Consider the following 24,492-nt stretch of genomic DNA (forward strand, 5'->3'; position numbering starts at 1 on the left):
TTTGGTATGTGACAAAAAAATAAAAGGCGCATTGATTAAAATCAATAACGCCTTTGTTATTTCGTTCTTCTATTTTCTTGTGTCGTTATAATAACATGGTTATAGTTAGATGTCAACATAAATCTCATCGTAATAATAAATTATTATTATCATTTTTTCTATTTACTTACTTTGGCTATTAATAGCTTTTATAGCCGCCTTTTTCTAATTGCTTGCCACATAAAAACAGCTCCATCTGAATGATTGATTCAGAAAGAGCTGTTTTTTTATAATTATATTCATTTAAATCATTTTTCAATAAACGGCCTAGCTGTCGCTCCCGGTGCCGGATCTCCTACTGGCACAACGACAATCTTAATCCCCTCAAGGCGATAGCCATAGCCAGCGGTTCCTGAAGATTCACCGTTCTTAGCCCAGTCCAGCCAGCCAATATTTTGGGCATGAACCTGATAATAAATATCATAGAGGTCCGCATCTGCACCGGTTAATTCTATTTGAATCCCTTCCAGCCTTAAGGACTGACCAGTCGTTCCCGATAAAGCTCCGTCTGCTGCCCAGTTCATCCAGCCGTAATTCTCCACATGGGTTTTATAGGAAACACCCAGGTCAGCCCCATTATCATCAACTGTGATATGAATTCCTTCCAGCCTCAGACTCTTTCCAGTTGTACCGGAAAGGGCTCCATCTGCTACCCAGTCTTGCCAGCCCTCATTTTGAACATGGGTCTGGTAGGTTACCCCAATTTCTAAAAGATCTTGTTTCACTGTCACCATGCAAGAGGCTGAGAAGCTGCCGACGGTTGCGGTAATGGTTGCCGTACCAGCTGATATAGCCGTCACCTTACCATCAGTATCAACACTTGCAACCGCCTCGTCAGAGCTGGTCCATGATACAGTCTTATTATCCGTCGTATTGACCGGACTGTAAGCAAGCTCAAGGCCTTTTGAATTCCCCGCCAATAAAGTCATACTGGTCTGTGAAAGACTGATGCCTGACAGTGGTTTCTCTGAGGTTACTGCCGCTACAGCCTGATCCAATTGAATCCTTCCATATCCGAAATAATTATCTTTACCGACCGTTCCAAGATCCAGAGCAGTCTCTTTTAAAACAGTCTCCACATCCGTCGCCGTCATCGTCTCATCAAGCGACATTAGAAGGGCCGCGGCACCGGCTACAATAGGAGCAGAAAAAGAAGTCCCAGTGGCCGTTCCATATAAACCATTTCTGGTTGTCGTGTAAACAGAACTTCCAGGTGCCGAAATATCTACTTTATCATTATACTGTGAAAAACTGGGATGGCCGTCGCTGCTGTCGGTTGCTGCTACAGAAATAACTCCATCAAAGGAAGCCGGATAAATATAAGAACCAGCGTTGGCTGAAGCTCCTCCATTCCCTGCCGAAGCCACCAGCACCTTACCTTTTGACACAGCGTAGGCAACACTCGACTGAATTGTAGGATACGATGTATCGGTTCCAAAGCTCATATTGATGACTGAAACATCTGAGCGATCGGCAGCCGCCATAATCGCCGCCACTATATGGGAAATATAAAGTGTCTTGTCCCCAACATACTGGCCACCTGTACGGTATGGTGCTATTTTTACATTGGCCGAAACAGCACTCCCTGACACACCTATGCCATTGTTGACAGATGCAGCTACACAACCACTAACCATCGTTCCGTGACCAGATAGATCTGTAACCGCTGAACTACCTTCTACATAATCATATCCGCTGGTAATCCGTCCCGCCAGATCTGGATGGCTGGTATTAAGACCAGTATCGATGACAGCTACGACAATTTCGTCAGCGCTGTTAAGATCTTCCCATATTTTATCGGCACCGATTTTTTCAAACTGCCAGGCCGACCCATCCAGAATATAGGGATCATTGGGTAAGGAGCTGGCCTGAATCACTGCATTTTTTTCGACCGATAACACATTGGGGTTTTGCGAAAGTAACTCAATTGCCTGTTCAGCTGTTTCTTCATCTTTCAATTCAATGACATCTACCCAATCAGAAACAGATTCACCTGCTACCACCTCACCAGATTGCAGGTCCAGAGTTTCAACGGATTCATTGGCATTCTTATAAATAACAACAATCTGATTTTCTATGGATTCATCATACTCAGGCTCCGGTTGCGCTTCAAGCGTTGTCAGTAAAGACTCTTCGGGCGAATCAATTTGCAAACCAGATTCAGCACTATTTTCTTCACTTATTGAAGCAGTTTCATTCAAATTTGTCTGTTCTTCACTTATGTCACTGTTTACTGTACTTTGAACGGTGAGCTCTGTTGCAAAACTGTTGACTGGAAACCAGCTGGCCATTATTAGAAAAACCAGTGCAACACTCACAATTGATTTCATTTTTTTCATATTTTCCTCGTTTTTATATAAGACAGATATTGTTCTAATTATATGCTATTTGAAATCGCCCCTGCAAGCCTTTTCGTTTTTCCAAAGAATTCCTTAAAGAAAGAAAAAAAGCCGATCAAATCGGCTTTTCTTTCCTTATTTTGAAAAGCGGTTCCAGAAATGCTTTCCGACCGGATGCACTTCTTCACCGGTTAATTTGGCAAATTCTTCCAGAACTTTTTTCTGTTCCTTGTTAAGCTTTTTAGGTACTTCTATATTGACCAGAATAAACAGATCGCCCCGTCCTCGTCCATTAACATTAGGAATTCCTTTGTTTTTCAGACGGAAAACCTTTCCGTTTTGAGTTCCTTCAGGAATCTTTAATTTGATTTTACCATCCAGAGTTGGAACTACAAGACTGTCACCCAGAGCTGCCTGAACAAAGGTTAGAGGCAGTTCATAATGAACGTCATCGCCTTCCCGTTTGAAGAGTTCATCCTCTTCCACCGAGATATAAACGTAAAGATCACCTTTAGGTCCGTTTTTAGGACCGGTGTTTCCTTCTCCACGTAGTGGCAGAACGGATTCATCATCCACACCGGCAGGAATCTTAATACTGATGGTACGTTCCTTTAATTCCACGCCTGACCCATTACAATAGGTACATGGTTTTTCGATTATGGTTCCTTCGCCGCCGCACTTTTCACAGGTATGAACCTGTTGAACGGTACCAAACGGAGTCTGCTGTCTCATGACAACCTGACCGGTGCCGCCGCACTGATCACAGGTTTTAGACTCTGACCCAGCCTGAGCACCACTGCCGCCGCAATGTTCACAGGATTCCTTGCGTTTGATTTTGATCTTTTTCTCAGTTCCAAAAACGGCTTCCTTAAAGGTCAGGTTAATACTGATCTTCATATCGCTGCCGCGATTAGACCGTCTTCGTCCCCGAGAGCTTCCGCCAAAGCCACCAAAGCCTCCGCCTCCGCCGCCAAAAGCACCAAAAATATCACTGAAAATATCTTCAAAACCGCCAAAGCCGCCTCCGCCGCCATAGCCTGCACCGCCGCCAGCCATTCCATCCATGCCGGCATGACCATACTGATCATAAACAGACTTCTTTTCTTCATCACTTAAAACTTCGTAGGCTTCATTTGCTTCTTTAAATTTTTCTTCAGCTTCTTTGTCACCTGGATTTTTATCCGGATGATACTGCATTGCCTTTTTTCGATAGGCTTTTTTTATTTCATCTGCACTGGCCGATTTATCAACGCCCAGCACCTCATAATAATCACGTTTCTCGCTCATTGATTCAACTCACCTCTTTTATACTCGTTCTCTGCCAGAGACAACGCTTTATTATACCTTCAATCCTCTGCGATTCGCAAGTATTTTAAAGCTAATCCTCAATTCAGCAGTCGGTTTCACAAGGTTGACGATGCCTGTATTATGTTTTCTACACCTTCAACGAAAATAAAGGCAGCTTTCGCTGCCAATTATTTTTTTGTCTTACCCTATTGCTTAGTCATTTACTTCTTCGTATTCAGCATCCATGACTTCATCATCGTCATCAGATCCTTCCGCACCCTGAGCTTCTGCTCCCTGCTGTGCAGCTGCTTCTTCATACATCTTCTGGGCAATTGGATAGAAAGCTTCATTTAGTTCTTCAGTTGCTTTAGTGATTGCTTCAACGTCATCGCCTTCAGCCGTTGTTTTAAGTTTTTCAATGGCTGCCTGAACTTTTTCCTTTTCATCATCGGAAATTTTATCTTTGGCTTCTTCCAGTGACTGTTCCATCTGGTAAGCTGTTGAGTCGGCTGTGTTTTTCGCTTCGATCAGTGCTTTTTGTTTTTTATCTTCTTCAGCATGAAGTTCCGCTTCTTTTACAGCTTTTTCAATTTCTTCTTCATTCATGTTAGTGCTTGATTTAATAACCACATTCTGAGTTGTTCCTGTACCCATATCTTTAGCAGATACATTAACAATCCCATTGGCATCAATATCGAAGGTTACTTCAATTTGTGGAATACCGCGTCGAGCTGCAGGAATTCCAGTTAACTGGAAGCGACCAAGGGTTTTATTGTCTTTAGACATTTCACGTTCACCCTGGAGGACGTGGATATCAACAGCGGTCTGATTGTCAGCTGCAGTTGAGAATACCTGACTTTTCTTGGTCGGAATGGTTGTATTTCTATCAATTAATCGAGTGAACACACCACCCAAAGTTTCAATTCCCAATGACAGCGGTGTAACATCCAGAAGCAGGACATCGTTGACTTCGCCTGCCAGTACCCCAGCCTGAATTGAAGCACCAATAGCTACACATTCATCAGGATTAATACCTTTGTAAGCTTCTTCACCAGTTAAGTTTTTAACGGCTTCCTGAACAGCAGGAATACGAGTTGAACCACCAACCAGAATAACCTTGTCCAGTTCATGTTTCTTAAGTCCGGCATCTGCCATAGCTTTTTCAACTGGTCCGACTGTACTTTTTACTAAAGCAGCCGTAAGTTCATCAAATTTAGCTCGGGTTAAAGACAGTTCCAGATGCTGTGGGCCATCTGCTGTTGCGGTAATGAAAGGCAGGTTAATATCTGATTTCATAACCGTTGATAATTCAATTTTTGCTTTTTCAGCTGCTTCTTTAAGTCGCTGCAGTGCCATTTTATCGTTTCTTAAATCAATCCCGTGAGATTTTTTAAATTCGTCTGCCATCCAATCGATAATCTTCTGGTCAAAGTCATCTCCACCCAGATGATTGTTCCCATTGGTTGATTTTACTTCAAACACGCCATCGCCCAGTTCCAGGATCGATACGTCAAATGTACCACCACCAAGGTCGTATACCATAATTTTTTGATTATCGCCTTTATCCAAGCCATATGCTAAAGCTGCAGCTGTTGGCTCATTGATAATTCTCAAGACTTCAAGACCGGCAATTCGACCAGCATCTTTAGTTGCCTGACGCTGTGCATCACTGAAATATGCAGGGACTGTAATAACCGCTTTGCTGACAGTTTCTCCCAGATAAGCTTCAGCATCTGCTTTTAGTTTTTGTAAAACCATTGCTGAAATTTCCTGAGGGGTATAACTTTTATCATCAACGGATACTTTATGATCCGTTCCCATTTCACGTTTAATAGATGAAATGGTACGGTCCGGATTGGTTACTGCCTGACGTTTTGCGACCTGTCCTACCAGTCGTTCGCCATCTTTTGAAAAAGCGACAACCGATGGAGTTGTTCGATTTCCTTCCGCATTTGGGATTACAACTGCTTCACCGCCTTCAAGTACGGCCACACATGAATTGGTTGTTCCTAAGTCAATACCGATAATTTTTTCTTTACTCATATCTAATTCCTCCTAAGGGTTTAATTTCTTTTTTATCCAAATTTCTGTTATTTTTTATTTGCTGCATATTTTAACCATTGCCGGTCGAATCAGTTTTCCTTTAAAGGTGTATCCCTTCTGGAATACCTCTAGAATATCCTGATCCTCCCTATCGGGATGATCCTCAGTGGCTACTCCATGATGACAATTAGGATCAAAAGAACAGTCACAATCTACTTCTTCCAAACCTTCTTCGGTTAAAACCGCCATCAGCTGTTTAAAGACCATCTGAACACCGTCTGCATAAGTTTTAGCTTCATCGGTAGAATCCTTAAACGAGGCCTGGGCCCGTTCCAGATTATCAAGTACCGGTAGAAGCTTTGTCGCAAACCGTTCTGCGGCAAATTGAGATATTTCTGTTTTTTCCTTTTGCGTTCTTTTTTTGTAATTTTCAAAGTCAGCCTGAAGGCGAAGGAGACGATTAATCACATCTTCATCTTCTTTTTTGGCTTCTTCTGCCACCTCCTTGACGGTTTCAATTTCTTCTTCTACCGCTTCTTCCGGTGAAATTTCTTCCTCCGACTTTTCACTGACAATTTCTTCTTCCATTACTTCTTCATTTTTCTGTTCTTCGCTAGCCATTTAACCACCTATTTCATTAATAAATTTGAGATATGCAAGTTCAACTCATTTCTGATATAATTTAAAACCGATGAGACATTGTCATAATTCATCCTCGTGGGACCAATTACACCAAAAGCCCCCATCATCTCACCATCCAGTTCATAAGTTGATGTAATAATGCTAAAATCTTTTAAATTTTCATTGTCATTCTCATTTCCGATCCTGATATGGACCACTTTCCCACTCTCATTTCCAGTAAGGATTTCTGACAAGACATGTTTTTCCTGAACAATATTGACGACCTGTTTAATTTTTTCCACATCACTGAATTCCGGATAATTAAACAGATTGGTCAAGCCGGTTGAATGGACTTCCGAGGCATCTTCAAGCAATGCTTTTTTAAGATGGGGAATGATTTCTCGAACCAGCCTGCTCTCAAGTTGCGACAGCTCCTGAATCTGATCGAAAAAACTGGCATTCATATCTTTTAAAAATGAATTCTTCAAAAATCCGTTGATCACATTGGAAAGTTTAAGCGCCATCATTTCACTGACTTCAGCTGAAAGCGACATCTCCACATTTTTGGCAATCCCTTCATAGGTTACCGCCACCATCAGCACACGATTTTTGATTAAGGGAATAATCTGTACGTGTTTACAATTATAATTTGTAATCCGAGGTGCTAAAACCACCGAAGTATAATTGGTCAATTTAGACAAAACCTGTGCCGTATGTGAAATGGTTGTTCCCAACTCATTGTTATAATCCAAAAACCCCCGATGAATATCAGTTCTGATTATTTTCTCAAGTTTTCTGATCTCCATAATCTCATCCACATAAAAGCGATAAGCCTGTTGCGTTGGGATCCGACCAGAAGAGGTATGGGGTTGAATTAAAAAACCCATTTCCTCAAGATCTGCCATTTCATTCCGGATCGTTGCCGGGCTAATCCCCAGATTACACCGCTTGGACAAAGTTCTTGATCCTACCGGTTCAGCTGAATTAATATAGTCCCTAATAATAACTTCCAGAATTTTCTTTTTTCGTTCACTTAGTTCCATGATTCACCTCGTTATTAGCACTCACAAGAATTGAGTGCTAACATCTGATATAAATATAGCACCTGGTTCTTACTTTGTCAATAAGATTCTATAAGATCATGATCAATTTTTAAAGAAGGTTTAAGTTTTTTAACCTAATCTTCTTATATAAAAGCCATGAATACCTGATTGGCAAAATCCTGTCCTTTTTTCGTGAGTTTAAGGTAATCACCCTCTTGTTCCAGTAGCTTTTCACTGAGCAGTTTTTTAATTTCTTCCTTATATAGAGTCATATAGTCGCAGGCAAAATGAGCATAAAAATTCGTACGGCTCAAACCGTCAAGTTTTCTTAAACCCAGGAACATCCATTCATCCATCTCCTCTTTTTTAGAGAGCTGATGCATCTCAGTTCTTGGCAGCTCACCCCTTGTTAGCGCTTCCACATAATCAGTTCTTTTCGCAAGATTGGCAAAACGAACGCCCCCATAAAAACTGTGGGCACCCGCTCCCAAACCCAGGGTTTCTTTTAATTCCCAGTATTTTAAATTGTGACGGCTTTCATATCCGGCCTTTGCATAACTTGATATCTCATAATGATGAAAGCCATGCTTTTTTAAAGTCTCATCGATCATCCAGTGCATTTTTCGCTCAGTTTCCTCATCGGGACAAGAAATCTCCCCTTTTTCCACCCTATCTGTCATCATTGTCCCCTCTTCAAGAATCAGACTGTAACAGGAAAAATGGGTCGGCTCAAATTTTAGCACTTCATCGATTGTTTCAAACATCATTGAAAGCGTCTGCCCCGGCAATCCATACATCAAATCCACGCTGATATTTTTAAATCCAGTCATTTTGAGTCCCTCCATGGTCTCAACAAACTGCCTCTGAGCATGAATCCGACCCAATTTTTGCAAAAGATCATCCTGCCAGGCCTGCAGGCCCACACTGACACGATTAATTCCTGCTTGCTTATATATGGAAAGCTTTTCTTTTGTCACTGTTCCGGGATTGACTTCGATGGTTATCTCATTTTTTTCAGTAAAACAAAATGACGCTTTTAATCTTTGGATTAAATCATAAATTCTATCACCTTCTACACTAGACGGAGTTCCGCCACCGATATAAAGGGTATCTACACTTTTATCTTTGCTTGCTGTCAAACAGACTTCTTTTGTTAAAGCTTTAAAGTAATTATCAATCTGCTGCTGATCAAAGCAGGCTTCCGAATTAAAATCGCAGTAATCACATTTTTTTATGCAAAACGGAATATGACAGTATATTCCTAATTTTTCTTCCTGACATTTTGCTTGCATTTTTTCTCCACTTTTTTAAGGACTATTGTCCCAATATTTATGCTATAATATCCATTATAGCATTCATCACCAGAAAGGAACCCTTACATGAACAAAAAATTCACGCTGGCAGTAATGACTGGAGCTTTTGCCGGTTTTTCGGCTTTTCTGTTTATGAAAAAAAGAAAAACTAAACAAGCAAGTGGACAAGATCCTACCGCAACAAGCACACCAGGCTCAACTGCTTTTCAAGCTACAACCCCTTTTGAACTTCCGGAAAAAGAATCTCCTATCTATACCAGCGGTCCGGTTTCACCGACCGGCCAACCTCTTTACGATTTTAAGGATGAACACAATCTAATTTTCTGCGAGGAAACGCAATTATCTAAACGCCTGATTCAACTGGAAAATTCCATCAATATTCGTGATATTGGTGGTTATACCGGCTACCAGGGTGGTAAAGTCAAATGGCGCAAAGTCATCAGAAGTGAAGAACTGGCCCACTTATCTGATAAAGATGTGGAATTTTTCCATGACTTAAGACTAAAACATGTTTTTGATTTCAGAAACGAATCAAAGGCCCGAAAACAGGTTGATCGTCTGCCAAGCTCGACCCAGTATCATCTAAATCCGATTTTTGACAGTCTTGGGGCTAGGACTTCAAGCATCGATTTTACTCAACCCGGTGCTGTAGACAGTTTTATGCGCGGTGTCTATCATGAACAAACCGAGCAACGCGCTCAACGCTTTGCCGACGTCTTAAAATATCTGACCATTCCTACCGAAACCCCACTATTATACCACTGCACCAACGGTAAAGACCGAACCGGTTTTATGACCTATCTGCTTTTGGGGATTCTTGGCGTTAACGATGAAACGATTCTTTCTGATTATACCCTGACCAACTTGACCTTTGACGAAAGCTATCAGGTTTTAGGAAATATTATGTCTGAAGAGTTGGGCGTTGATAATCATCATCTCTGGGAATTCTACGGAGTCAAACCGGACTGGCTGAAAATCTCAATGGATTATATCAATGGTAACTATGGTCATGTAGAAGCCTACCTGCTGGATCAGACCGATATGACCCAGACAGACTTTGAAAAAATCAGAGACAACCTGCTTGAATAAATTTAAAATTTAAAGGAGAGACCCATGATAGAACGCGGAAAAATTGCCCGGGAAGCCGGTATTAAACTGGCTGCTACCGACACCAAAACCAGAAATGATGCGCTTTTGGAAATTGCAAAAGGCTTAGAAGCTCATAAAGATGAGATTCTGGCTGCCAATGAAGCCGATCTTAAACGCAGTGAAGCTGAAAACCTGGCGGCTCCGCTTTTAAAACGCCTTGTTTTTAATGAAAGTAAAATAAATGATGTCATTGACGGTATCCACAGCCTGATTGAACTGACAGATCCACTGGGAGCCACCCGACTGGCAACCGAACTTGACAAGGGGCTTGATCTATACAAAGTCACCTGTCCCATCGGTGTCATTGGCGTTATTTTTGAATCCCGTCCAGATGCCTTTGTTCAGATTTCAACCCTTTGTTTAAAAAGCGGCAACAGCGTCCTGTTAAAAGGCGGTCGCGAAGCTTTGGAAACCAACCGGATGCTTTGTCAGGTCATTGAAGAAGCAACCCTTTCTGCCGGCATTCCCAAAGGCTTTATTCAAAATCTGGAAAGCCGTGATGAAGTTAACGCCATGCTGGCACTGGATGATTATATTGATCTGATTATCCCTCGCGGTTCTAATGAGTTTGTGCAGTATATTATGAACCATTCCAACATACCGGTTATGGGTCACGCTGACGGAATCTGCCATGTTTTTGTCAATGAAGATGCCGAAATACCCATGGCTATCGATCTCATCATTGATTCCAAGACCCAGTATGTCGCCGCCTGCAACACCTTAGAAACCCTGCTGGTTCATGAATCTATTGCCAAAGACATCTTGCCACCGCTTAAAAGAGCTATGGAAGAGAAGAATGTTCATCTTAAAGGCGATGCTGAAGTTTTAAAAATCATTGACATAGAAGCAGCAACCGAAGATGACTGGAAAACCGAATATCTGGATTATATTCTTTCCATTAAAATCGTCCCGGATCTTTCTTCTGCTATTTCTCATATTAATACCTATGGTTCCGGACATACCGATGTCATCATCACAAATGATGACGCGGCTATTAAAACTTTTATGACACTGGTCGATTCTGCCGGTGTCTTCAGTAATTGCTCAACCCGGTTTAGTGACGGCTTCCGTTTTGGGTTCGGTGCCGAAGTTGGAATCAGTACCTCCAAACTTCACGCCCGCGGCCCGGTTGGTCTGGATGGGCTTTTAAGCTACAAGTACAAACTCATAGGTCATGGTCAGCGCGTTAGTGATTACGCCAGTGGACAGTCCCATTTCACCCACCAGCCTAAAAACGAAAACTGTCCTGTTTAGTACTCTGGAGGAAACGATGAAACAAAATTTGACCTTTATTCTTTTTGTCGTTCTAATACTTGCTTTAACCGGCTGCAGCCAGTCGGACCAATCCGAAAGCACCGAAGAAAGCCTGCCCAATCCGATGACAGAAATTTCTTCTCTCGAGGCCATTAATGAAAGCCTGGGATTCACCTTTGATTCCCTGCCAGAGCCCTCATCAGATTCCAGCTATTATTTGATTGCTGATACCATCGCTCAGGTTGATTTGACTTTTGAGGGGATCTCTTTTACTATCCGAAAAGCCAAACGCAGTGATGAAGACATCAGCGGTGTTTACACCCAATTTGATCACGGCGAAACAATCACCGATTCCCGGGGAAACGCCGTTTTTTATCAATATAATGATGGCGCTGAAGGTTTAGCTACTTTCAGTACAACTGATTACGATTATTCAGTCTTTACCTCTGACGGTTTTGATCTGAATGTCATCCAGGCAGCTGTTAACAGCCTTTCCTGATTTATTCCATAAAAAAACGCTCATCTGAGCGTTTTTTTTATTTAAGAATGACAATCTCTCCAATCAGCGGCAATTTATTTGCCTTTCCATTTAAGGCATTAACAATCCCAAGAATCACAAAAGCCAGAATTGCCAAGCTGAATATTGGCAACAAGATCCATCCGATTACCGGAATCAGACTAAAAACAATGCTGCCTGCCACACTGATAATTAATAGTACCAGCCCCTGATTGGCATGAAATTTCCCATAGGCTGATTCCGGGCAGACAATCAATGGTAAAAAGAAAAGAATATAGGCCAAAGCCGCCATTACCTTATTATCCTCAATATCTTCCTGGGTAAACTCCTGGTACTCCATTACTTCATTCTCCTTTGGTTTTTGATTTGCGTTGTCCATTTTTATTTCCCTCCTGGATTGATTATCCTTTCATTATTTTGTCTACCCGATTTCAAATTAATTATAGAAGATTTTATTTTTTTTCTTCCACAAACCATTTAGGCTCTTCATAAAAAAGCAGGACCTCCTGATTTTTTATCCGGCAAAGATAGCGAATTCCCTGTCCTCCAGCTTTTCTGGAAACTCCGGGACGCATATCCAAAACCCGGTCAATTGAAAACCGGCGCCCATCCTCCCAATAAATTTCCAGTGGTGTCATGCGTCCGCTTTCTTCAAACATCACCAGGACTGGTACATATTTTTTAACTCTTTTCTCTGAACTGTTCATCTTCATTCCTCTTTTGAAATTCATCACACAACTTAAAAATACCCAACCGGATGAATAACATGATCCTTCTTGGCATCAAGATCTCCCAGTTTATCACCAACGGTGATCGCCCGGCGAACCGAATGATTGCCAAAACGACGCCGCAGCCTATCCACCGCCTGATCAAGCTTTTCCTGTCTGACCCGATCTTCTTCGCAGCCAAACAGATCCAGCTGAATCGGAACAGAATTGGGCATCAGCCTTTCCACCCGTACCCCGATAGAACGAATCGTCGGGCCAAACACATAATGGTCGTCAAAAATGGCCATCGCGGCCTGATAAATCTCCCGAGTTAAATCCGTTGGTTTAACAAGTTTTTTCTGTCTGGTAAAACTTTCCAGATCACAATTCCGGACATGGATTGCCACCGTCTGGCAAAAACAACCGGTCTCTCTTAATCGCATAGCCACACTTTCTGCAAGCAGGCAGACAACCAGATTGACATCGTGGCGATTGACCAGGTCTCGAGCCGTTGTGACGCTGTTACCAATGCTTTTAATGGCCCGCTCGTTGCCGTTACACGTTTCATCGAAAAACTTCACCGGACTTTGATCCAGACCGTTGGCAAAATCCCATAAGATCAAGCCCATTTTCCCCAGAGTGAACTTTAAAAAATCCCGATTAGACTGCGCCAGTTGACCAATTGTAAAAATCCCATGTCTATTAAGCTTCTTTTGCGTAGATCGTCCCACATATAATAAATCACCAGCCTCCTGGCGCCAGATTATTTCCCGATAATTTTCTTTATTGATTTCAGTAATCGCGTTGGGTTTTTTATAATCTGAACCAAATTTGGCAAAAATTTTATTCCAGGAAACCCCAATCGATAAAGTCACACCCAACTCCTGATAAACCGCCTGACTAATGGCTTTGGCAATTTCAAATCCTGACCCGAACTGTTTATCGCTGTTTGTAACATCAATCCAGGCTTCATCCAGACCAAAAGACTCTACCTGATCAGAGTAACGATTATAAATTTTTCTGGCCAGGCGTGAAAAGCGCAAATATCGCGTATATTCAGGCCTCACGACTACCAGGCCCGGACATTTAGCAATGGCCTGAGCTAAAGTTTCACCCGTTTTTACCCCCGCCTTCTTGGCCAGCTGATTCTTAGCTAGAATAATCCCATGCCGCTTTTCTGGATTCCCCCCCACTGCCAATGGCTTTCCTTCCAGCTCTGGATGATAAAGGGCCTCCACACTGGCATAAAAACTGTTCATATCACAATGCAGAATGACACGCTCCATCTTCTCCTTCTTTCATCATAAATTATTTTATATTTTTAATTATATCCTTTTGCGGTGTTTTGTCAATAGCATATTTTCTTATATGATACCACTTGTTTGATAACTCTATACTTGCTTTTCGCAGATAAATCCCTTATAATAGCAATAAAGGGTGATGATTTCCATTCTGTTCTGACCTGTTGTGTCACAACAAATGCTTAGAAATCATTCACGGAAAGGAAAAGATATCAGAATCTTTAATGATATCCGATGATTTAATGATAAACGAAAAACTTCGCCAATTAAAAAAGCAGTCATCAATGACTACTCAGGAACTCTCAATGAAATCCAGGATTCCACTGCCAACTATTCATAAATTATTATCTGGTGAAACAACCAACCCTAAATATAATACTTTAACCGCTTTTCTGGATGCGCTTGATCATGAGCTTATCATTCAAGCCATTCACGAAGAAGAACTGCCAACACTCTCTTTAATGGATCGTGATATTCTATCCCGCTACCAGACGCTTTCCAATGAAGGAAAAAAATTTATTTCCGATATATTGGATCAATTCAGTGACTACGAACAAAAAGAATTGAGCTTTCCGAATCCGGAAGCCTATCGCGAACTCCCTCTTTACCTGCTCCCCGCTTCTGCCGGTGTCGGCAGTTACCTTGATTCAGATCAATACGAATTCAAATCTTTCCCGGCAGACTCCGTTCCGGATAAAGCCAAATATGCTATCCGAGTTACCGGCGATAGTATGGAACCAGCCTATTATCAGGATGACATAGTCTTTGTGGAACCCGTCAACCAGCTTAATCGGGGCGATGTGGGAATCATTATCATTAATGGTGATGCCTACATCAAACAGTATCGCGATGATGCTTTTATTTCATTCAACCCCTTATATGATTCCATTATTCCCAACGAGTATGATACTCTCCGTATCGTCGGCAGGGTTTTAGGCCGCTATTCCCTCTGACCCCGCCGCTTTTTTATCTGATAAGCAATAAAAACGCCAACCAGGGCGCCTAGTGTATCGATCAATACATCCGTCAACCGACCCGCTCTTCCCGCCACAAAAAGCTGATGAATTTCGTCGCTGGCAGCATAGATTAAACTGAATAAAACCGCTTTAAGTCCCGGGTTAGAGAATCCCCGGGATTTAAGTGCCAGATATGAAAAAATCCCTAAAATCAGATAGACAAAAAAATGAGCGTTCTTTCTGATAAAATGATCAAAGCCGGCCAGCTTTAAATTGATGCCAAACAAAGCTTCCAACTGCGTCATAATGAGGCTGCTTAAACCAGTGCTCAGGCTTCCGGAAATTTCCCCTGTTTGGCTGGAACTTAAAAAAATTACCCCCATCCAAAGAATCGTCAAGATCCACCATCCATATTTTTTTATTATCTCCATACTATTCTCCAACCATACTAATCAATTATTTATGATGCTGTTTTTTATCATACCACTTCCTTCCTTTTTTTGCTATCCTCCTATATTTTAAATGTATTTGCTGACAACTTGTACTAGAAATGATACAATAAGGCGAATTAATTTGTTTCAGGTCAAAATACTCTAATATTTATTCTTATGATGAATATTCGATTTATATTATGGGTATTAACTAAAAATAACTTCCGACGACTGAGAGAAATAATATTTTGCATTTCTAAAAAATACGAGTTCTTGAATCAAAATATAATACAAAACCAATATTGGAGGAATGATTTAATGGAAAAAAAATCACATTATTATGTTGACGAATTGATTGATCTTAATGTCCTGCAAAAATTTCAGGATAGTTTTGCTACTGCTATGGGAATGGCCAGTATCACGGTTGACAATGAAAAAGGTTCCATCACCGAGCCCAGTAACTTCACTGATTTTTGTATGAAATTTACCCGTGGTTCAAAAGTAGGTAATGAGCGTTGCATCGGTTGTGATGTTTCAGGGGGAAAAAAAGCTGCCGCTACTGGAAGACCTGCTGTTTATGCCTGTCATGCCGGGCTGGTAGATTTTGCCGCACCAATTATTATTGATGGTAACCAGATTGGTGCCATTCTCGGAGGTCAGGTTCTAACTGAGCCCCCCGATGAAGACTACTTTAGAAAAGTTGCCCGGGAAATCGGTGTGGATGAAGATGAATATATTGCGGCTCTCAGAAAAGTAAAAATCGTTCCTCGAGACCAGGTTGATGCCGCTGCTGATATGCTCTATATTTTTGCCAATTCTATTTCCAGCATGGGACACCATAATCGTATGCTGGTCGAAGAAACTGAGAAATTCCAGGGACTGACTGAAAATATGTTTGAAAACATCCGTTCCGTCAGTGAAATGCTGGAAACATTCTCCAAACAGATCGAATCATTAAATGACACTTCCAAGGAACTGATGAAGTCATCCACCCTTTCTAAAAATGAAGTCAAGGAAACCGACTCCATTTTAAAATTCATCCGCGATGTTGCCACTCAAACCAATTTATTGGGACTTAATGCCGCTATCGAAGCAACCCGCGCCGGTGAATATGGCCGAGGATTTAATGTCGTTGCTGACGAAGTTCGTAAACTGGCTGTCATGAGTGTGGACTCCGCAAAAAAAATTGAAAACATTCTCGATAATCTGGTTGCCAGCATGAATGGTGTTGAATCACAAGCTAATAAAGCTGGGAAAATCGTGATCGAGCACCAGGCTTCAATGGACGAAATTAACCAGAAACTGCAAATGCTTAATGACATTTCCAATAAAATGAAAGAAGAAATTGCCAATTTACAAAACATTGCTTATTAAAAACACACAATCAGCTCCTCCAAAAAAAGAGACCTCGCGGCCTCTTTTTTATTTGTCTATCTGCTATCTTCAACTTTTATAAAAAATCCCAAATTATAGCCGTCAGTTAAAACATTTTAGACGACCTGATACAGCTCAGCCGTTTATCATGTTTTAATTTGTAGTCCGCTGGTCAAGTTTTTCTTTCATCCGTCTAATCCCATTGCCAATCCAGGCTGCCATCGCCAGAAATGCAATCGGTCCAACAATAAAAACCGCCTCATGGTCTTCCAGAAAATGCAGTATATAGACCAAAGCCGCCACCAGTTCAAAAATCACGGCAACCCAGCCTACACGGATCCAACGCGAAAGCATACCATAATAGGATTCCTGATCGCTGTAAATTTCATACTCTGATTCCAGCACTTCACTTCGGACTAGTTTCCTAAAATAAGACCAGCCGTTAAAGGTGACATTGACAAATTCCCAGCCCTGATCTTCGAAAAAGCTGATGTAACGCTCCTTTTCCTCGCGGCTTTTTAAAATGGTCGGATTGAAATCAATCCGATACCGATAAGTTACTGATTCATCCTGAATAAACCGACTATGGAAGCAGCCTCCTTTTACAAGTTGCCAACCTTTTTTTGATTGCTCATCCAGATCCTGCTCTTCTTTGTCATAATTCCAGGCTGCGTAAGCTCTAAATGATGTTTTGTTGATTTTTCCCATTTGTCACTCCTCCTTCATAATCGTTTGTGCGCTTTCAATCAGCGCCTGTAAGCGCCTGTACTCACCCGATAAAATATCTTCCCCCAATGGCGTAAGTTGATACATCCGTTTCCTGTCATCATTGGGACTCTTGATCTCCTGAATCCACTTTTTCTTAATCATCTTGCCCGTCGCTCCATACATGGTTCCTGAGCCGATATTCACCCGCTCATCAGAAAGCTCTTTGACCCGCTGCATGATACCGTAACCATGATTAGACCCCTCTTTAAGGCATAGAAGAATATAAAAATAACTCTCTGTTAAAGGTTCACTCACCTTCACATAACTCACCTTCTTTACGTCGTTACTCGATATGTCGACTAGCGATATATCAGCTTTTGATATATTGTAGCATGACATATGTCGACTGTCAACATAATAGTTCATAAAAAGTTTTTTAAAAACTTAACTGTTACTATCTGATTGCAGCAATTAACCGCTCTTGCAGTTTGACGATCATTTTTCCCGTTCTCTTTCCTTTACATTTTATATACAATACTATACAAATTTTCTGATTGAAAATCCAAATTCCATAAGAATCAACACGCCTTGCAAAGGTCTTTCAACCCCCTTTATATAAACATTTAAGCAATTTTTACTGGTTCATGAAAACTTCACTTTTTAATTGACACCGTTACACAATAGTGATATCTTTGTTACATGAATAATAGGGTCATTAGACCTTCCAATCCCGAAAGGAAATAAAAAATGAACTCAGCAACCATCAAATACATTAAAAAATTAGCTGGCCTTTTACTGGCCTTCATTCTGATTTTTCTAACTTTTTCCATTTATTACACGCCTCCAGTACAAGCTGCCTCCAAACAGACCATTATTATTAATCCCGGTCACCAGTCCGGAAGTGATACCGGAGCAGTTAATAAAACCACCGGGATTACTGAAGTGGAATTAAACAATGCCCTGGCCATCAAGGTTGTGCAAAATCTTCGAAATGCCGGTTATAACGCCATGCTCAGCCATCAGGTTCCCGGCAATCCAGGACTGCCGACGCTGCTTTCAACCACTGTCAACACTTCAACGTCGGTCTGCAACGCTGCAAATAAACTTGGTGCCGACCTACTTGTCAGCATCCACCACAATTCCGGCGGAACAACTTCCAGTGGCTATGAATTTTACTGGTCCAGCTACCACCCAACACTCGATAATGATGGCCTTTACCAGAAGGCCAATGCCTGGTCGGATGGCTCCAGTGCTACCTTAGACTCCACCCCACCGGCTATTGCCCTTAGTTCTAAAGAACTGGCCAACCTTTTCAACAGCAACTTTAAAGCCAGTCTTTCTTACATCCCCAGCCGTAACAGAATTGTCGAGCGGGATGATTCAATCCTAAAAAAAACCAGTATGCCTTCTGTTTTAATTGAAGCCGGATTTGTCTCAAACAATGCAGAATCCCTACTGCTTGCCAACGACAGCAATCAGCAGGCGATGGCTAATCAGGTTCTTAAAAGTATTGATACCTTTTTTGGCAACGATACTCCAACCATAACCGCTTCTTCGGTAAAAGCCAGTACTTCCGGGGAAAAAATAACGGTTACCGCTTCAGGCATCACTACTACTACAAATGTTAAATCCCTATCCTTTGCGGTCTGGTCTGATAAAGGCGGACAGGATGATCTCAGGTGGTACACAGCCACTAAACAAAGTGATGGTTCCTATCAGGCTACCGTCGACATTAAAGATCATCAGAAACAGGACGGCTCTTATCAGATTCATTGTTATGGCACCGATACAAATGGAAAACAGAACTTTTTGGGAAGTACCATTGCCTCAGTGGCAGTTGATAAAATGAGCTCCAGTGGCGTTATTTCTCAACTCCTGACTGATTCCACGTTTAAAGTCAGTGTCTCTGACATATATGCACCTGATGGTCTGACTGAAGTTGTATTTCCAGTCTGGAGTGAAACTGACGGCCAGGACGACATCAAGTGGGTTACAGCCAGCAAACAAAGTGACGGTTCCTACCAGGCCACAATCGATATTAAAGACCACCGTTATGATGGCGGAACCTATAACATTCATTGTTACGGCAAAGACTCCTATGGTAAGCTAAATTATCTGGGCAGCACCAGCCTGTCGATGACGGTCTCTACTATGTCAGTCAAAAAAATATCTGCCACCAGTTCCACCAGCGGGCAGATAACAATAACAGCAACTTCGGTTTCCGCGCCCTATGGACTTAAAGAAATCATTTTTCCGGTATGGAGCAATACAAACGGTCAAGATGATATTCAGTGGGTCACAGCCACCAGACAAAGTACTGGTGCCTATCAGGCGTCGATATCGGTTGCAGATCACCTGTATAACACTGGCTCTTACTCGATCCACTGTTACGGACGAGATTCCTATGATAAACTGACCTTCCTTGGAAATACCAGTGTTGATGTCAATCTGGATCCTATGAGTGCTGAAAAAGTAACTGCCAGTGTTTCCGGCCGTGAGATTACAGCTACCCTAACTGGCATTGAGGCTCCCGGAGGAATTGATTCCGTCTACTTCCCAGTCTGGACCAGCCAAAATGGTCAAGATGATGTAGAATGGGTAAAAGCCACTAAAAAAAGCAACGGTACTTATACCTGCACCATCAATACCAGTAACCACAACAATGAAAGCGGACAATATAATATTCACTGCTATGGAATGGATCTTGCATCTAAAACCTATCAATATTTAGGCCATACCAGTGTAAAAGTCACTTATACACCGGCAACTGCAAAAAGCATTACCGCTACAGTTACTGAAAATATAGCCATTCTAAAAATTGATGGCTTGACCACACCAAATGGTGTCAGTAAAATCCTGGTTCCCAGCTGGAGTGAAGCCGGTGGTCAGGATGATATCAAATGGTATACTGCCACTAAACAAAGCGATGGTTCTTATCAGGTGATTGTAGATGCTAAAAACCATAAAGGCAACAGTGGTACTTATGACTTCCATGTATACTGCTATGAAAGTGATGGCACTGCCGTTTTTCTGGGTGCTAGCTCAGCCAGCATCCGCTATGTTGAAACCCCCATTATGGGAAGCACTACTATAACATCCGCTCAGCTGGTTGCCTATTATAAAAGCACTGGTAAGGTCTACCCCCAGCTTTACAATGATCTGGGCGTAAACTTAGAGACCTTCTGTGATCTTTATGTAAAAGAAGCTAAAGCCGAAGGGGTTCGGGCAGAAGTAGCTTTTGCTCAGGCTATGCTGGAAACCGGTCATCTTCAGTTTGGTAAAGATGTTTCCGTTGGACAATTTAATTTTGCCGGACTTGGCGCGACCGGCAATGGGGCACCTGGCTTTAACTTTGCCGAAGCCTATGGCAATAATGCCACCGGTATCCAAATGGGGATTCGGGCTCATATTCAGCATCTTAAATGTTATGCCAGCAGTCTTTCTCTCAACAACACGAATGTCGATCCCCGTTGGAACGATAAGCTCAGAACTAAAGCCCTGTCAGTTGAAGAACTGGCTGGTACCTGGGCCGCCGATTTGACCTATGCCCCTAAAGTCAAGGCTATTATGAACAAGTTTTAGCAAACAAAAGTAAAACTAAGAAGGCGTTGAAAATTCAAGTGTACTTGAAAATTTTCAACGCCTTCTTTTTATTATCCGTAACCTATTAACAGGTCGAGCGATAAGAGCATTTTGCTGCTGACTTAATGACCATCTCCATCAATACTATTTAATTTTATAAATAACCCATCAAATCGGATAATTAATACTCGTCTTTTTACAATTGCAGATGACAAAATCCTTCTGCTTGATAAAGAATTACCGACAATCCTTCTTTTTCCGCTGCCGCCTTTAACTGATGGACTGAAAATCCCGGAGCATAGCAATCCACCGCATTACCTGATAAATGTCTGGAATTGTCAATCCCACCGACCTCTCGATTTCTGATGACACACCTGACCCCGGATGTTACGATAACCGCTGTTCCAAGGCTTAAGCGCACACTTTCCAGTTTATCAATTAAGCTCCAATTCATCTCCGCCGGAAAACCGGTGCAATAACGACCCTGGCAGCAGCAGCGAAATTCCTCTCGTCTAAAATGATCTGAAAGGTATTCAGATTGTTGGTCCGCAACTGTATTTGTGAATTGATGCTGATTAAATAAAAAAGCCATTGTCAGGTGTCCGACCAGACCATCAGCTTCAAGTCCAGCCAGTTTCTGAAAAGAAATAACCGCTTGTCGTGTCTGTGGGCCGCAGATCCCATCTACCGGACCCGGTTTAAATCCCTTTTCAAGCAAAGCCACCTGTACTTTTTTTATAAATTCATCCATCTTCTTCCTCCTTTATCTGAAGCAGCACTTTTCTAAGTTTTCGGGGAATCGGAAACCCCATCGCTCCAAGGTTTTCTGTAATACTGATTCCTTCATTGGCAGAATAAAAAAATATTACGCCGGTTCTAAGCACCTGCCCTCCACCTAAAAGATTTACATCCAATAAATGTGAAAGACCAACTATCAAGAGAACCATCACCTTTTTTAATATCCCCCAAAAGCCAACGCTACTCGAGACTTTTCTTTCATAAGCGGCCCTGACTACTCCCGTTAAATAGTCGAACAGAATAAAGATCAACAAGGTATATAACGTTGCGTCCCAACCACCGAAAAAAGCCGCCAGCAAAGAACCAGTCAATGCCAAAATACTTTTTAAAGCCATCATCATCTGATTTAGTTCCATAAAAAAACCTCCTATCTGCTAATAGATAGAAGGTTTATGATCAATATGACATTTTAATTAATATTAAAGACTCTGAATATAGGCTTTTGCCGTTTCTCCCGGCGCTGCCGAACCTTTTGGCACCACTCTGACTTCAATACTTTCGAGACGGTAACCAAAACCGGCTGTTCCAGAATCTGCACCATTGCTGGCCCAATCCAGCCAACCGACATTCTGGGCATGAACCCTATAATAAACATCAAAGAGCTTGGCATCTGTTCCCGTTAACTCAATTCGAATCGCTTCCAGCCTTAACCCCCGGCCTTCGGTCCCGCTCATCACACCATTTGTCCTATAATCCTGCCAGCCAATGTTTTCAATATGTGTTGAATAGGCGATCCCCAAATCATAACCCTGAGCATCAAGGCTAATCTCTATTCCTTCAAGACGCTTGCCCTCTCCCATGGTACCACTTAAGTCTCCGTTTGTCTTCCAGTCCTGCCAACCGAAATCCTGAACATGAGTACGATATGAAACATCTACCGTTCCCTGCGGTATGGCAATAGAGGTTCCCAATACAGACAACAGATTCTGTGTATTGTAGGTATAGGCATGGACTAAATAAATCCCTCTTTCGTCGTTATGCTCAGCGAAGGAAATACGTTTTGAAGCAATCCCATCGACCACATTAGCGACATACCAGATCAGATCATCCTGATCATTATTCTCGGTCCAGGTTGGAAAGAGTACCCGCTCAATACCTGATTCATCATCAGAGACATTGCAGGAAACAGTGAACCCTGAATCATCTACATTGGAAATAACCAGATTACTAATCAGCGGTGCACTGGTATCTGACACCACATCTTCTCCATTATCAGCAGACTCGTCTTCTTCATTTGTAAAATCCCCGAGATAAATATATCCCTGAAAATCACCAAGTGAGACATTGTCTTCATTTCCGATAGTATAGGTTCGGGTCTGGAAATACACACCGCTCCAGGTTGATTCGGAATACGTGACTGTGTTGCCTTCGATTTTTTCAACTACAGCCACATGACCACATTCTCCGCCACCCCAGCAGATTACAGCCCCAACTTCAGGGGTACTGCCGGACTCATAATAGCCCCTGGAAAGATTATAATCCCACCACTGATTAGCATTACCCATGCAAAGATTCGGCTTGCTTCCAAGAATTTCATAAGCCCTCCCATAAGCATAAGCCGTACAGTTAGGCATTCCGTATCCTGACAGATAATAACTGTTATAATCAAAATAATAAGGATTTCCCGACTCAGGAGCAGTCAGGCGCGGTGAAAAGAGCTCATTGGTTCTAATTATTGCCGGATCTGCACCATCATATTCAGTCGCCACATCTCCAGGCATCATCTCCCGCGCTTCTATTACATTCTGCCCAGTATCCGAGACAACAATCACTTCTTCAGCAAACACATTGGCCGGAAAGATCCCTAAACTGAGGGCAAGCACCAGTCCGATACATGATTTTTTTAAGGTTTTTAATTCCATTTTACTCTCCTGTTGACAAAGATCAGTCTTTATATCATTTTTCAGTTTAAAAACGAACCGAATTGTTACAATTTGTTTACTTTATTTTACAACAATCGGCCCTTTTTTGCAAACTTTTTATGATTTGAAAGTTTTCAGATATTTCTTTACTCAAATAGAAACAGCAATAAACCCGCCAGGACAAAAAAATTGTCCGCGACGGGCTTGTTCTTAATGTATTTACTCAATTCAAATTAACGATACAAAAAACTCAGCTATTCCAATATTCTGACCGTCTACACAAAGCAAAAGCCTGCCCGACAAAGGTCAATCTTTATTATTTTTAAACAATTTTAATTTTGATTCCGTATGCTTCTGCATCACCAGTCGCCCACATTCAGATATTTCGTCAAAACGCAGGAACTTTTTTTGTTGATAAAGTTCAGCGACAGCCTCACCGCCAGCCAGTGACAGGTAGGTAAAATAATTTACCTTATTAATACCAGCGTCAATCGCTTTTAAAAAATCCTGCTGGGATAAACCCGATCCCCCGTGCATAACAAGTGGTATATCGGTTTTTTTGCGAATCATCTGAATCCGATTAAAATCCAGCATAGGTGCGATATCATAAAGGCCATGAGCGGTTCCAAACGAAATAGCCAAAGCATCAATCCCAGTCTCATCACTAAAATCCTTGGCCTTTTGAGGATCTGTATAGTAATTTTCGGGATTTAGATCTTCCTCCGCAGGATCAACCCCTCCGCCTTCCGGCCTCAACACTCGCCCCAGTTCAGCCTCAACACTGACATTTTTAGCATGGGCAATTTTTACAATCGCCTTTGTCTTATTTAGATTTTCTTGATAGGACAGTTTTGAACCATCAAACATCGCTGAAGTAAACCCCATCTCAATCGCCCGTCTGATATATTCCTCATCTTCTCCATGATCCAGGTGAACACAAATCTCTGCTGAACTTTTTTGAGCCAGTTTAACCATTAAAGGACCAATCAAATCAAGCGGCGCGATTTTATCATGAATCTGGGCGTGATTTAAAATCACTGGTATACCAGTGATTTCAGCTGCTGTTATTACCGCCTGAATAGTTTCCAGATTGGGGGTATTAAAAGCACCAATCGCATAATTACCTTTGACAGCTTTTTCAAGAATTTCTTTTAAATTGACTAACATC

The 24,492-nt window shown here is 41.8% G+C and carries 22 protein-coding genes; 6 read left to right on the plus strand and 16 right to left on the minus strand.

From position 1 onward, the window contains the following. Positions 1-287 precede the first annotated feature (287 nt). The 6 genes from Q5O24_11065 to hemW all read right to left on the minus strand — a co-directional run bounded on the left by Q5O24_11065 (position 288) and on the right by hemW (position 8,664). On the minus strand, positions 288-2,378 hold the full coding sequence (locus tag Q5O24_11065; protein WKY46893.1) for a S8 family serine peptidase: 2,091 nt from the start codon (positions 2,376-2,378) through the stop codon (positions 288-290). 135 nt (positions 2,379-2,513) lie between these two features. Beyond that, positions 2,514-3,665: a molecular chaperone DnaJ gene (gene dnaJ / locus Q5O24_11070; GenBank protein WKY46894.1), complete on the minus strand. Its 1,152-nt coding sequence runs from the start codon at positions 3,663-3,665 to the stop codon at positions 2,514-2,516. 213 nt (positions 3,666-3,878) lie between these two features. Then, complete coding sequence (gene dnaK / locus Q5O24_11075; protein WKY46895.1) at positions 3,879-5,708, minus strand: molecular chaperone DnaK; 1,830 nt, start codon at positions 5,706-5,708, stop codon at positions 3,879-3,881. 54 nt (positions 5,709-5,762) lie between these two features. Then, positions 5,763-6,329, minus strand: a complete 567-nt coding sequence (gene grpE, locus Q5O24_11080) for a nucleotide exchange factor GrpE (protein ID WKY46896.1) — start codon at positions 6,327-6,329, stop codon at positions 5,763-5,765. An 8-nt stretch (positions 6,330-6,337) separates the two neighbouring features. Further along, positions 6,338-7,372 carry a heat-inducible transcriptional repressor HrcA gene (hrcA, locus tag Q5O24_11085; GenBank protein ID WKY46897.1) on the minus strand — a complete coding sequence of 345 codons (1,035 nt, stop codon included), beginning with the start codon at positions 7,370-7,372 and terminating at the stop codon, positions 6,338-6,340. A 143-nt stretch (positions 7,373-7,515) separates the two neighbouring features. Further along, positions 7,516-8,664, minus strand: coding sequence for a radical SAM family heme chaperone HemW (gene hemW, locus Q5O24_11090; protein ID WKY46898.1), 1,149 nt, complete (start codon positions 8,662-8,664; stop codon positions 7,516-7,518). Positions 8,665-8,751: 87 nt separating this feature from the next. Between hemW and Q5O24_11095 the strand changes: the two genes are divergently transcribed. The 3 genes from Q5O24_11095 to Q5O24_11105 are packed head-to-tail and all read left to right on the plus strand — an operon-like array spanning position 8,752 to position 11,587. Then, positions 8,752-9,774, plus strand: coding sequence for a tyrosine-protein phosphatase (locus Q5O24_11095; GenBank protein ID WKY46899.1), 1,023 nt, complete (start codon positions 8,752-8,754; stop codon positions 9,772-9,774). 24 nt (positions 9,775-9,798) lie between these two features. Beyond that, positions 9,799-11,088 carry a glutamate-5-semialdehyde dehydrogenase gene (locus Q5O24_11100; protein WKY46900.1) on the plus strand — a complete coding sequence of 430 codons (1,290 nt, stop codon included), beginning with the start codon at positions 9,799-9,801 and terminating at the stop codon, positions 11,086-11,088. 16 nt (positions 11,089-11,104) lie between these two features. Then, positions 11,105-11,587 carry a hypothetical protein gene (locus Q5O24_11105; protein WKY46901.1) on the plus strand — a complete coding sequence of 161 codons (483 nt, stop codon included), beginning with the start codon at positions 11,105-11,107 and terminating at the stop codon, positions 11,585-11,587. Between the two features lie 37 nt (positions 11,588-11,624). Here Q5O24_11105 and Q5O24_11110 read toward each other — a convergent pair whose 3' ends face one another. The 3 genes from Q5O24_11110 to Q5O24_11120 form a co-directional block, all read right to left on the minus strand. Then, on the minus strand, positions 11,625-11,984 hold the full coding sequence (locus tag Q5O24_11110; protein WKY46902.1) for a hypothetical protein: 360 nt from the start codon (positions 11,982-11,984) through the stop codon (positions 11,625-11,627). Between the two features lie 73 nt (positions 11,985-12,057). Next, positions 12,058-12,312 carry a hypothetical protein gene (locus tag Q5O24_11115; protein ID WKY46903.1) on the minus strand — a complete coding sequence of 85 codons (255 nt, stop codon included), beginning with the start codon at positions 12,310-12,312 and terminating at the stop codon, positions 12,058-12,060. A gap of 32 nt (positions 12,313-12,344) precedes the next feature. Then, positions 12,345-13,598: a DNA polymerase IV gene (locus Q5O24_11120; GenBank protein ID WKY46904.1), complete on the minus strand. Its 1,254-nt coding sequence runs from the start codon at positions 13,596-13,598 to the stop codon at positions 12,345-12,347. 257 nt (positions 13,599-13,855) lie between these two features. Between Q5O24_11120 and Q5O24_11125 the strand changes: the two genes are divergently transcribed. Further along, entirely contained in the window at positions 13,856-14,566 is a 711-nt protein-coding gene (locus tag Q5O24_11125; protein WKY46905.1) for a S24 family peptidase, read from the plus strand. Here the strand turns inward: Q5O24_11125 and Q5O24_11130 are convergent. Next, positions 14,554-15,000 (minus strand): VanZ family protein, encoded by a 447-nt coding sequence (locus tag Q5O24_11130; GenBank protein WKY46906.1) that lies wholly within the window; start codon positions 14,998-15,000, stop codon positions 14,554-14,556. The two genes, Q5O24_11125 and Q5O24_11130, sit on opposite strands and share 13 nt — an antisense overlap. A 318-nt stretch (positions 15,001-15,318) precedes the next feature. Between Q5O24_11130 and Q5O24_11135 the strand changes: the two genes are divergently transcribed. Next, positions 15,319-16,374 (plus strand): PocR ligand-binding domain-containing protein, encoded by a 1,056-nt coding sequence (locus Q5O24_11135; protein WKY46907.1) that lies wholly within the window; start codon positions 15,319-15,321, stop codon positions 16,372-16,374. Positions 16,375-16,527: 153 nt separating this feature from the next. Here the strand turns inward: Q5O24_11135 and Q5O24_11140 are convergent, their stop codons facing one another. Beyond that, positions 16,528-17,082, minus strand: a complete 555-nt coding sequence (locus Q5O24_11140; protein WKY46908.1) for a DUF2812 domain-containing protein — start codon at positions 17,080-17,082, stop codon at positions 16,528-16,530. Between the two features lie 3 nt (positions 17,083-17,085). After that, entirely contained in the window at positions 17,086-17,403 is a 318-nt protein-coding gene (locus Q5O24_11145) for a helix-turn-helix transcriptional regulator (protein ID WKY46909.1), read from the minus strand. A gap of 426 nt (positions 17,404-17,829) precedes the next feature. Here Q5O24_11145 and Q5O24_11150 point away from each other — a divergent pair, with 426 nt between their 5' ends. Further along, positions 17,830-20,664: a GBS Bsp-like repeat-containing protein gene (locus tag Q5O24_11150; GenBank protein ID WKY46910.1), complete on the plus strand. Its 2,835-nt coding sequence runs from the start codon at positions 17,830-17,832 to the stop codon at positions 20,662-20,664. Between the two features lie 196 nt (positions 20,665-20,860). Here Q5O24_11150 and Q5O24_11155 read toward each other — a convergent pair whose 3' ends face one another. From Q5O24_11155 to Q5O24_11170, 4 genes are all read right to left on the minus strand, one after another. Next, entirely contained in the window at positions 20,861-21,415 is a 555-nt protein-coding gene (locus Q5O24_11155) for a D-Ala-D-Ala carboxypeptidase family metallohydrolase (GenBank protein ID WKY46911.1), read from the minus strand. Next, the gene (locus Q5O24_11160) at positions 21,408-21,818 is read right to left on the minus strand and encodes a phage holin family protein (protein WKY46912.1); all 411 of its coding nucleotides are present in this window, start codon (positions 21,816-21,818) and stop codon (positions 21,408-21,410) included. Before Q5O24_11160 ends, Q5O24_11155 begins: the two co-directional genes overlap by 8 nt. Before the next feature lie 63 nt (positions 21,819-21,881). Then, the gene (locus Q5O24_11165) at positions 21,882-23,324 is read right to left on the minus strand and encodes a GBS Bsp-like repeat-containing protein (protein ID WKY46913.1); all 1,443 of its coding nucleotides are present in this window, start codon (positions 23,322-23,324) and stop codon (positions 21,882-21,884) included. Positions 23,325-23,630: 306 nt separating this feature from the next. Further along, positions 23,631-24,491 carry a class II fructose-bisphosphate aldolase gene (locus tag Q5O24_11170; GenBank protein WKY46914.1) on the minus strand — a complete coding sequence of 287 codons (861 nt, stop codon included), beginning with the start codon at positions 24,489-24,491 and terminating at the stop codon, positions 23,631-23,633. Between the last annotated feature and the right edge of the window lies 1 nt (position 24,492).

It is taken from the genome of Eubacteriaceae bacterium ES3 (genome assembly GCA_030586155.1).
Lineage (GTDB): Bacteria > Bacillota > Clostridia > Eubacteriales > Eubacteriaceae > Acetobacterium.

What these genes read in the sequence shown, in the direction of transcription:
- hrcA (WKY46897.1), bottom strand. Translation starts at nt 7,372, where the DNA reads ATGGAACTAAGTGAACGAAAAAAGAAAATTCTGGAAGTTATTATTAGG.
- dnaJ (WKY46894.1), bottom strand. Translation starts at nt 3,665, where the DNA reads ATGAGCGAGAAACGTGATTATTATGAGGTGCTGGGCGTTGATAAATCG.
- Q5O24_11105 (WKY46901.1), top strand. Translation starts at nt 11,105, where the DNA reads ATGAAACAAAATTTGACCTTTATTCTTTTTGTCGTTCTAATACTTGCT.
- Q5O24_11160 (WKY46912.1), bottom strand. Translation starts at nt 21,818, where the DNA reads ATGGAACTAAATCAGATGATGATGGCTTTAAAAAGTATTTTGGCATTG.
- Q5O24_11155 (WKY46911.1), bottom strand. Translation starts at nt 21,415, where the DNA reads ATGGATGAATTTATAAAAAAAGTACAGGTGGCTTTGCTTGAAAAGGGA.
- Q5O24_11120 (WKY46904.1), bottom strand. Translation starts at nt 13,598, where the DNA reads ATGGAGCGTGTCATTCTGCATTGTGATATGAACAGTTTTTATGCCAGT.
- Q5O24_11100 (WKY46900.1), top strand. Translation starts at nt 9,799, where the DNA reads ATGATAGAACGCGGAAAAATTGCCCGGGAAGCCGGTATTAAACTGGCT.
- Q5O24_11110 (WKY46902.1), bottom strand. Translation starts at nt 11,984, where the DNA reads ATGGACAACGCAAATCAAAAACCAAAGGAGAATGAAGTAATGGAGTAC.
- Q5O24_11135 (WKY46907.1), top strand. Translation starts at nt 15,319, where the DNA reads ATGGAAAAAAAATCACATTATTATGTTGACGAATTGATTGATCTTAAT.
- Q5O24_11170 (WKY46914.1), bottom strand. Translation starts at nt 24,491, where the DNA reads ATGTTAGTCAATTTAAAAGAAATTCTTGAAAAAGCTGTCAAAGGTAAT.
- dnaK (WKY46895.1), bottom strand. Translation starts at nt 5,708, where the DNA reads ATGAGTAAAGAAAAAATTATCGGTATTGACTTAGGAACAACCAATTCA.
- Q5O24_11065 (WKY46893.1), bottom strand. Translation starts at nt 2,378, where the DNA reads ATGAAAAAAATGAAATCAATTGTGAGTGTTGCACTGGTTTTTCTAATA.
- Q5O24_11130 (WKY46906.1), bottom strand. Translation starts at nt 15,000, where the DNA reads ATGGAGATAATAAAAAAATATGGATGGTGGATCTTGACGATTCTTTGG.
- Q5O24_11095 (WKY46899.1), top strand. Translation starts at nt 8,752, where the DNA reads ATGAACAAAAAATTCACGCTGGCAGTAATGACTGGAGCTTTTGCCGGT.
- grpE (WKY46896.1), bottom strand. Translation starts at nt 6,329, where the DNA reads ATGGCTAGCGAAGAACAGAAAAATGAAGAAGTAATGGAAGAAGAAATT.
- hemW (WKY46898.1), bottom strand. Translation starts at nt 8,664, where the DNA reads ATGCAAGCAAAATGTCAGGAAGAAAAATTAGGAATATACTGTCATATT.
- Q5O24_11140 (WKY46908.1), bottom strand. Translation starts at nt 17,082, where the DNA reads ATGGGAAAAATCAACAAAACATCATTTAGAGCTTACGCAGCCTGGAAT.
- Q5O24_11150 (WKY46910.1), top strand. Translation starts at nt 17,830, where the DNA reads ATGAACTCAGCAACCATCAAATACATTAAAAAATTAGCTGGCCTTTTA.
- Q5O24_11115 (WKY46903.1), bottom strand. Translation starts at nt 12,312, where the DNA reads ATGAACAGTTCAGAGAAAAGAGTTAAAAAATATGTACCAGTCCTGGTG.
- Q5O24_11165 (WKY46913.1), bottom strand. Translation starts at nt 23,324, where the DNA reads ATGGAATTAAAAACCTTAAAAAAATCATGTATCGGACTGGTGCTTGCC.
- Q5O24_11125 (WKY46905.1), top strand. Translation starts at nt 13,856, where the DNA reads ATGATAAACGAAAAACTTCGCCAATTAAAAAAGCAGTCATCAATGACT.